The sequence below is a fragment of the Pseudomonas sp. genome (assembly GCF_032058845.1).
GTDB lineage: Bacteria > Pseudomonadota > Gammaproteobacteria > Pseudomonadales > Pseudomonadaceae > Aquipseudomonas.
Map to the genome: position 1 here is coordinate 21586 of NZ_DAMCCR010000056.1, position 1768 is coordinate 23353.

Sequence of the window (1768 nt, forward strand, 5' to 3'; positions counted from 1 at the left end):
CCGCCTGACCCTGGCCTTCGACTACGCCGCCGCGCTGTTCGAGCCCAGCACCGTCGAGCGCCTGGCCGGGCACCTGCTGGCCGTGCTCGAACAGGTCTGCGCCGCGCCGGGTCTGGCCGTGGGCGAGGTGCAACTGCTCAGCCCAGCCGAGCGCGAGCAATTGCTGAGCTGGGGTCAGGCGCCGGCCGCTGCACCCTTGAGCCTGGTGCCCGAGCAACTGAACGAGCAGGCCCGGCTGTGTGCCGAGCGCACGGCGCTGCACTGGGATGGCGGCCACCTCAGCTACAGCGCGCTGCACCAGCAGGCCAACCGCCTGGCGCATTACCTGCGCGACAAGGGCGTTGGGCCCGATACCTGCGTGGCCATCGCCCTGGAGCGCTCGCCGCAGCTGCTGGTCGGCTTGCTGGCGATCCTCAAGGCGGGGGGCGCCTACGTGCCGCTCGACGTCGACTACCCGGCCGAGCGCCTGGCGTACATGCTCGAAGACTGCGGCGCCGGCCTGTTGCTCAGCCACAGCGAGGTGCTCGAGCGCTTGCCTCAGCCCGAGGGGGTGAGCGTCATCGCCCTCGACCAGCTGCATCTGGACAACTGGCCAACCCAGCCGCCGCGCCTGCACCTGCACGGCGACCATCTGGCCTACGTGATCTACACCTCCGGTTCCACCGGTCGCCCGAAAGGCGTCGGCAATACCCACGCCGCGCTCGCCGAGCGCTTGCAGTGGATGCAGGCTCAGTACGCCCTGGACGCCAGCGACGTGCTGCTGCAAAAAGCCCCGATCAGCTTCGACGTGTCGGTGTGGGAGTGCTTCTGGCCGCTGCTCAGTGGCTGTTCGCTGGTGCTCGCCGGCCCTGGCGAGCACCGGGACCCGCAACGTATCGCGGCCCTGATCCAGCAGTTCGCGGTCACCACCGTGCACTTCGTCCCAGCGCTGCTGCAGGTGTTTCTGCACGAGCCCGATGCCGCGGGCTGCCACAGCCTGCGGCGCCTGTTCTGTGGCGGTGAAGCACTGCCGGCAGCCCTGCGCGACCGGGCTTTGCAGGTGTTGCCGCAGGCGCGCCTGGACAACCGCTACGGCCCCACCGAAACCGCCATCAACGTCACCCACTGGCGTTGTCAGGCCAGTGATGGGGCACTTTCACCGATCGGTCGACCCCTGGCCAACGTGCTCTGCCGCGTGCTCGATGACGACCTGCAAGCCACCCCGCCCGGCATTCCCGGCGAGCTGTACCTGGGCGGCGCGGGCCTGGCCCGGGGTTACCTGGGCCGTCCCGGCCTGACCGCCGAACGCTTCCTGCCAGACCCTGACGGCCACGGCCAGCGCCTGTACCGCAGTGGCGACCGGGCGCGCTGGAACGCCGCTCATCAGGCGCTGGAATACCTTGGCCGCCTCGACCAGCAGGTGAAGGTCCGCGGCTTCCGTGTCGAGCCTGAAGAAGTGCAGGCAGTGCTGCTGGCCCAGGCTGGCGTCGAGCAGGCGCTGGTGGTGATTCATCAGGACGCCGTGGGCGCGCAACTGGTCGGCTATTACAGCGGCCGCGAGCGCACCGCCGAGCTGCTCGCCGTGCTGGCCGCGCAACTGCCGGCCTACATGGTGCCCGCGCAGCTGCTGCACCTGGCCGCAATGCCCGTGGGCCCGAGCGGCAAGGTCGAGCGCCGCGCCTTGCCGGCCCCGGTCTGGCAGCAGCGCGAGCACATCGCCCCACAGACCGCACTGCAACGGCAGGTAGCTGCCATCTGGAGCGACGTACTGGGCGTGGCGCAGGTGGGC

The 1768-nt window shown here is 70.3% G+C and carries 1 protein-coding gene; it reads left to right on the plus strand.

Annotated features, from left to right (window positions below; all coding sequences use genetic code 11):
* The coding region (locus RT028_RS12325) for an amino acid adenylation domain-containing protein (RefSeq protein WP_312935199.1) at positions 1–1768 on the plus strand (1768 nt) is incomplete at both ends.